Below are 6,336 nucleotides of genomic sequence, written 5' to 3'. Positions count from 1 at the left end.
GTCCGCTCGTCTCCTGGTCTCGTTGCTCGGTTGCGGCTTCGGGGTGGTGCTGTGTCCGCGGGGGCGGCGTCTCGTGGTGGACGACCGGCGACACGCGGGCCGTACCGACAGCACCCCGCGCTTCGTGGACGGTCAGCGCGGTGTTCTGGGCGCCGGTCCACCGTCGAGCTTCCCACAGGGTTGTCCACAGAGTGTTCCGCGGCCTGGTGGACGGCGACCGACGGGGTGCTCCCCCGCAGTACCGGGCATCCGGCCGTGCAGTGACACAACTGTAAAGGACCAGACCGCGTCGCACCGAACGGAAGTTGTCCCCAGTGTGGAGAATCGGTCGTGGCGCGGGCGGTCGGCCCGGCGGGGTAGCGGCGTTTGACCTGTCAGCCGTCGTCACGTACCGTTGTCCAGTTGACTGCGGCCGTTCGGTCGCGCCTTCCGCGTCAACCAACGCATACGTGACGGCTCGCCGCGAGCAGCCGTGTGGAGATCATCATGAGCAAGCGCACCTTCCAGCCGAACAACCGCCGCCGCGCCAAGAAGCACGGCTTCCGGGCCCGCATGCGCACCCGCGCCGGCCGCGCCATCCTCGCCGCACGCCGCGGCAAGGGGCGCACCGAGCTCTCCGCCTGATCCGCGGGGTCCTCGCCGTGTTGGCCCGAGCCAACCGCATCGTCCGAGGCGACGACTACCGAACGGTCGTGCGCCGTGGCCGCAAGAGCGCCACGGCGCACGCCGTCGTGTCGGTGGTCCGTCGCCTCGACGACGATCGTGGTCCCACGAGGTTCGGGTTCATCGTGGCGAAGACCGTCGGGAACGCGGTGACGCGCAACCTGGTGCGCCGCCGACTGAAGGCCATCGCACACGGACTCCTCCCGAGCGCCCCGCTCGGGTACGACGTCGTCGTTCGTGCACTGCCAGCCGCTGCGCAGGCCGGATGGCCTACCCTGCTCGAAGACATCACGCGCTCCTTCGCGCGCGGTGTGGAGAAGGCAGCATGAACCGGTTCCTCTGGGTCGTCGCGTTGCTCCCGCGCAACGCTTGCGTCGTCGTGCTCCGGGCCTACCGTGCGGTGATCTCACCGCTCTACGGCAACGTGTGCCGGTACCACCCGTCGTGTTCCCGGTACGCGCTCGAGGCGATCCAGCAGCACGGCGTCATCCGCGGATCGGCCATGGGAGCGTGGCGGATCGCACGGTGCAACCCCTGGGCCGCCGGTGGGATCGACGACGTCAGGGAACGTCGCCGCCCCTTCAACGTCAGTCGGTTCGGGTTCGTGCTCGCACCGAGCCCGCAGCAACAGCAGAACTCGGCCGGCACGGTCCGACCGGTGCTGCTCCCCCAGCGCACTCGAAAGGCGTGACCTCCTCATGGAGATCCTGAACACTCTCCTCTGGCCGCTCAAGTGGGTGGTGTCCGCGATCCTCGTCGGGTTCCACTGGCTCTTCGAGACCATCGGGATGGACCCGTCAGCGGGCATCACGTGGGTCCTGTCGATCATCTTCCTGACGTTCGTGGTGCGCGCCGCGCTGATCCCGATCTTCGTGCGCCAGATCAAGTCGCAGCGTCGCATGCTCGAGGTCGCGCCGCAGCTGAAGAAGATCCAGGACAAGTACAAGGGCAAGAAGGACCAGTTCTCGCGCGAGGCCATGTCCCGCGAGACGATGGCGCTGTACAAGGAGACCGGGACGAACCCGCTGAGCTCCTGCCTGCCGCTGCTGATCCAGATGCCGATCTTCTTCTCGCTGTACTCCGTGCTGCACGAGGCGCAGATCAACAAGGCCGGCATCGGTCTGCTCACGAACGAGCTCGCCGCCGACTTCGGCAACGCGGCCCTGTTCGGCGCCCCACTGCACGAGACGTTCACGAACGCGTCCGGCTGGGAAGTCCGGGTCATCGCCGGCTTCATGATCGTCGTGATGACCGCCTCGCAGTTCATCACGCAGCTGCAGCTCGTGGCCAAGAACATGTCGCCGGAGACCAAGGAGTCTCCGATGTACCGCCAGCAGAAGATGATGCTGTACATCCTCCCGCTGGTGTTCGTGATCTCGGGTCTCTCGTTCCCGCTCGGCGTCATGTTCTACTGGCTCGCCTCGAACATCTGGACGATGGCGCAGCAGTACTTCGTCATCCGTAGCATGCCGACCCCGGGTTCCGAGGCTGCCCTCGCCCGCGAGGCACGTCTGGCCAAGAAGGCCCAGCGGCGCGGCACCCCGGCGACCGCCGGTGTCCTGACAGAGGCCGGCACCGGCGCCTCGGTGGCCGAGGTCGAGGCACGTGTCACCACTCAGCGGCAGCAGCCGGTCGGCAAGTCGCGCGCCAAGAAGAACGGGAAGAGCAAGTGACCGAGCAGGACACCGCAGCTGTCGTCGACACCACCGAGGACGAGCAGGTCCTGGGCCAGGCGCCCGGGGAGGACGGCGAGGACGAGACCCGCGACGAAGCGGACATCGCGGCCGACTACATCGAAGAGCTGCTCGACATCTGCGACCTCGATGGTGACATCGAGATCGAGGAGCGCGCCGGTCGGGTGTACCTGACCGTGACGGACGACGGTGAGGCGCTCCGGGTGCTCGCGAAGCCGGACACCGTGTCCGCGCTGCAGGAGCTCACCCGCATCGCCGTGCAGGCCGAGACCGGGGAGTTCAGCCGGCTGATCCTCGACATCGGTGGATCCCGTGATGCCCGGGCCACGGAGCTGCAGCGTCTCGTCGACACCGCAGTCGAGCGCATCGAAGCCGGTTCGACCACTGCTGCCCTGCCGCCGATGTCGTCCTACGAGCGGAAGCTCGTGCACGACCTGGTCGCCGAGAAGGGCTTCCACTCGGAGTCCGAGGGTGAGGGTCGCGACCGTCACACCGTCGTCACCCGATGACCGACGCCGACACCACGGCCGGTTCCGAGCCTCCTGTCCTGGAGACGGAGCCGGCCGTTGCCGCATCCCTCTTCGGGGCGCAGATCGAGGGCGCACGGTCCTTCACCAGCGAACTCGCGCGCCGTGGCGAGGAGCTGGGTCTCATCGGGCCGCTCGAGCTGCCCCGGCTGTGGACTCGACACATCCTCAACTCTGTCCTGCTCGCACCGCTGCTCCGGGAAGGCGCATCGGTGGGTGACGTCGGATCAGGGGCTGGCCTTCCCGGTCTCGTGCTGGCCATCGCCCGGCCGGACGTGTCCATGACGCTCATCGAGCCGATGGAGCGTCGGACCGAGTGGCTCCGCGGTGAAGCCGACCGTCTCGGCCTGACCAACGTCACGGTCGTCCGCGCGCGCGCTGAGGACGTCGCCGATGAGCTCGTGCTCGATCAGGTGACGGCGCGTGCCGTGAGCGCCCTCTCGAAGCTCATCCCGCTGACTGTCCCGCTCGTCCGCTCCGGCGGGCAACTCATCCTCATGAAGGGTGCGCGGGTCGATGACGAGGTCGCAGCCGCTCGCAAGGTGATCCTGCGGAAGCGCCTGGAGGACGTCGAGGTCCTCGAGCTCGGAGTGGGTGTGGTCGACGAGACCACGCGCGTCTTCCGGGCTACAGTTGAGTGACGCCACCGGTCCGGTCTGACCGGGCCTGCTGCTGGTCGGCTGAGCGCGTCGAGGGGCGGTGGCACACCACCGAACTGCCCGATGTTCCACGTGAAACACAGACCGGGGAAGAGGCACTCGTTGAGTTCGTCCACTGACTACGACGCGTCGACACCTCTCGCCCGGGAGATCGCCGATCTCAACCGGCGCCGACGAGCGATCGCGATGCAGCAGTTCCCGCTGCCGGAGAAGACCCGTGTCTTCACGGTGTCGAACCAGAAGGGTGGCGTCGGGAAGACGACCACCACGGTCAACCTCGCTGCGGCGCTCGCTCACGGCGGCGCACGGGTGCTCGTGATCGATCTCGATCCGCAGGGGAACGCTTCCACCGCCCTGGGCATCGACCACCAGGCCGAGGTGGCGAGCATCTACGACGTCATCGTCGACGAGGCTCCCATGGCGGACACGGTCCAGCGATCCCCCGAGTCCGAGACGCTGTGGTGCGTGCCTGCGACGATCCACCTCGCAGGCGCGGAGATCGAACTCGTCTCGCTCGTCGCCCGGGAGCAGCGGCTGCGCACCGCCCTCGACGAGTACCTCGCCTCCGTCGAGGAGCCGTTCCACTACGTCTTCATCGACTGCCCGCCGTCGCTCGGTCTCCTCACGATCAACGCCTTCGTCGCGGCCAAGGAGGTGCTCATCCCGATCCAGTGCGAGTACTACGCACTCGAGGGATTGAGCCAGCTCCTTCGGAACATCGAACTCATCGAGCGGCACCTCAACCCTCATTTGGCCGTGTCGACGATCCTGCTCACGATGTACGACGGCCGGACCAACCTGGCCAATCAGGTCGCCAACGAAGTGCGGACACACTTCGGTGATCAGGTCCTGCAAGCGATGATCCCGAGGTCCGTCCGAGTGAGCGAAGCGCCGAGCTACGGACAGAGCGTGGTGTCGTACGACGTCAACTCCACCGGCTCGCTCTCCTACCTGGAGGCGGCGGCCGAGATTGCAGAACGAGGAGCGAAGGCCTGATGGCAACCAAGCGGACCGGGCTCGGGCGCGGCATCGGCGCCCTCATCCCCACGACGAACGAGCAGCAGGAGCGGCCCGTCGACGTGTTCTTCCCATCGGGGGGGACCTCGGCAGCGGACACGACCAGCGGTTCGGCTGGCGCGGCGACGGCGGAGGAGCTGCTCGCCGTTCCGGGTGCTCGGCTCGCGAACCTCAACCCACTCGACATCGTTCCGAATGCCCAGCAGCCGCGGAAGGAATTCCGTGAAGAAGAGCTGCAGGAACTGGTGCACTCGATCCGCGAGATCGGACTCCTCCAGCCGATCGTGGTGCGCCCGATCGTCGGCGCCGCCGGTACGGCACCGCAGTACGAGCTCATCATGGGCGAGCGACGCCTCCGTGCGACGAAGGAGCTCGGCCTCGCCACCATCCCCGCGATCGTCAAGGACACCCCAGACGATGCGATGCTCCGTGACGCCCTGCTGGAGAACCTGCACCGCGCCCAGCTGAACCCGCTGGAGGAGGCGTCCGCTTACCAGCAGCTGCTGGCTGACTTCGGCATCACGCAGGAGCAGCTCGGGCAGCGGATCGGCCGGTCGCGGCCACAGATCACGAACACGATCCGTCTGCTGCGGTTGCCGTCCCCCGTGCAGCGTCGTGTTGCCGCTGGAGTGCTCTCGGCCGGGCACGCCCGTGCGATCCTCGCGGCGCCCGACGCAGAGGCCATGGAGTACCTCGCGGAGAAGATCGTCAACGAGGACCTGTCGGTACGTGCGGCTGAGGCCATCGCGCAGCAACTCTCGGCGAAGACGCCGGCCAAGGCCCCCGCGGTGCCGTCCAAGCGCCAGGTGCACTTCAACGACATGGCGGAGCGTCTCGGCGACCGGTTGAACACCCGCGTCAAGATCGCAGTCGGTGCTCGCAAGGGATCGGTGACCATTGATTTCGCGAACCCGGACGATCTGAACCGGATCTTGGGCGAACTCGGTATCGACGACGTGGCGCGCTGAGCCGCAGTCACCGTCGAGGGCGCCCAGGCGGCCGCTGAGGGGTGCACGGGACGTCCGAGGCTCTCCGGGCCACCAGGAGGGCGTGCTGCGGCCTCCAGTGGGCGCACAGCGGACGCCAACGCCGTTCAGGGGCTCCTCTGGGAAGCGTCGGGACGCGTCCGAGCCGACTTCTCCCGGTCGTCCGCGGGAAAGTGGCCTCTGGCTCTGCGCTCCGGACCTGGTGAGCCCGCGGTACCCGGTCGAGGGAGATGGCGACGGCGATCCGCACGCCAATCTGCGGATGATCCGCGGCTGGAGGCTCCTGGGACCGACTCAGCAGCCAACGATGTTCCACGTGGAACACCTTGAGCGAGGTACGCAGGTCTGTTGCCTCGCGGTCTCTTGACGCTCGCTGTACGGATCAGCGGGTGGGCCATCCCACCACATTCGGTGGCCCCAGGACGTGGCTCCCGGTGACCCGTAACGCACCCATCGTCCTCGGCCGACCCGCAGAAGACTCCCTTGAAGCAGCGTCTACCGCCAGAGCTGGATTTCGGGTCTGCAGCTCGAGACCGCGGCGCTCTCGGTGTCGGCTCGGCGGCGACGCGGGCGATCGCGGGATCGGGATGTTCGGGCCGCTCAGGTGCCGGAGCACCGTGGAGCACCGACAACTACGAACTGGCCCGATGGACGAGGCGGTCGGCGAGGTGACGCTGCCTCGGGGTCTGACGGAGTTCCACGTGAAACGTTGACAATGCCGTGCTTCCTCATGCGCTCTGCAGCGAGACCGCGTTTCACGTGGAACATCGCTCGTGCTTGCCGGGAGCCG

At 67.6% G+C, this 6,336-nt stretch carries 8 protein-coding genes; all 8 read left to right on the top strand.

Annotated features, from left to right (window positions below; translation table 11 throughout):
* Window positions 1-486 precede the first annotated feature (486 nt).
* The 8 genes from rpmH (at window position 487) to DEJ18_RS15855 (ending at window position 5,528) form a co-directional block, all read left to right on the top strand.
* Window positions 487-624, top strand: coding sequence for a 50S ribosomal protein L34 (gene rpmH / locus DEJ18_RS15890; protein ID WP_043595303.1), 138 nt, complete (start codon window positions 487-489; stop codon window positions 622-624).
* 17 nt (window positions 625-641) lie between these two features.
* Complete coding sequence (gene rnpA, locus DEJ18_RS15885; protein WP_111082099.1) at window positions 642-992, top strand: ribonuclease P protein component; 351 nt, start codon at window positions 642-644, stop codon at window positions 990-992.
* On the top strand, window positions 989-1,354 hold the full coding sequence (gene yidD / locus DEJ18_RS15880; protein ID WP_111082100.1) for a membrane protein insertion efficiency factor YidD: 366 nt from the start codon (window positions 989-991) through the stop codon (window positions 1,352-1,354). The genes rnpA and yidD overlap by 4 nt, the downstream gene beginning before the upstream one ends.
* A 7-nt stretch (window positions 1,355-1,361) precedes the next feature.
* Window positions 1,362-2,336, top strand: a complete 975-nt coding sequence (yidC, locus tag DEJ18_RS15875) for a membrane protein insertase YidC (protein WP_111082101.1) — start codon at window positions 1,362-1,364, stop codon at window positions 2,334-2,336.
* Window positions 2,333-2,866, top strand: coding sequence for a R3H domain-containing nucleic acid-binding protein (locus DEJ18_RS15870; protein WP_111209846.1), 534 nt, complete (start codon window positions 2,333-2,335; stop codon window positions 2,864-2,866). Before yidC ends, DEJ18_RS15870 begins: the two co-directional genes overlap by 4 nt.
* Complete coding sequence (gene rsmG / locus DEJ18_RS15865) at window positions 2,863-3,525, top strand: 16S rRNA (guanine(527)-N(7))-methyltransferase RsmG (RefSeq protein WP_111209847.1); 663 nt, start codon at window positions 2,863-2,865, stop codon at window positions 3,523-3,525. Before DEJ18_RS15870 ends, rsmG begins: the two co-directional genes overlap by 4 nt.
* 81 nt (window positions 3,526-3,606) lie before the next feature.
* Complete coding sequence (locus DEJ18_RS15860; protein ID WP_111209848.1) at window positions 3,607-4,539, top strand: ParA family protein; 933 nt, start codon at window positions 3,607-3,609, stop codon at window positions 4,537-4,539.
* A complete protein-coding gene (locus DEJ18_RS15855; RefSeq protein ID WP_111209849.1) occupies window positions 4,539-5,528 on the top strand; it encodes a ParB/RepB/Spo0J family partition protein in 990 nt (329 codons plus the stop codon). Before DEJ18_RS15860 ends, DEJ18_RS15855 begins: the two co-directional genes overlap by 1 nt.
* Window positions 5,529-6,336: the final 808 nt, after the last annotated feature.

The sequence above is a fragment of the Curtobacterium sp. MCSS17_015 genome (genome assembly GCF_003234265.2).
In the GTDB taxonomy this organism is placed as follows: domain Bacteria; phylum Actinomycetota; class Actinomycetes; order Actinomycetales; family Microbacteriaceae; genus Curtobacterium.
This window is presented reverse-complemented; position numbering and strand designations above follow the sequence as displayed.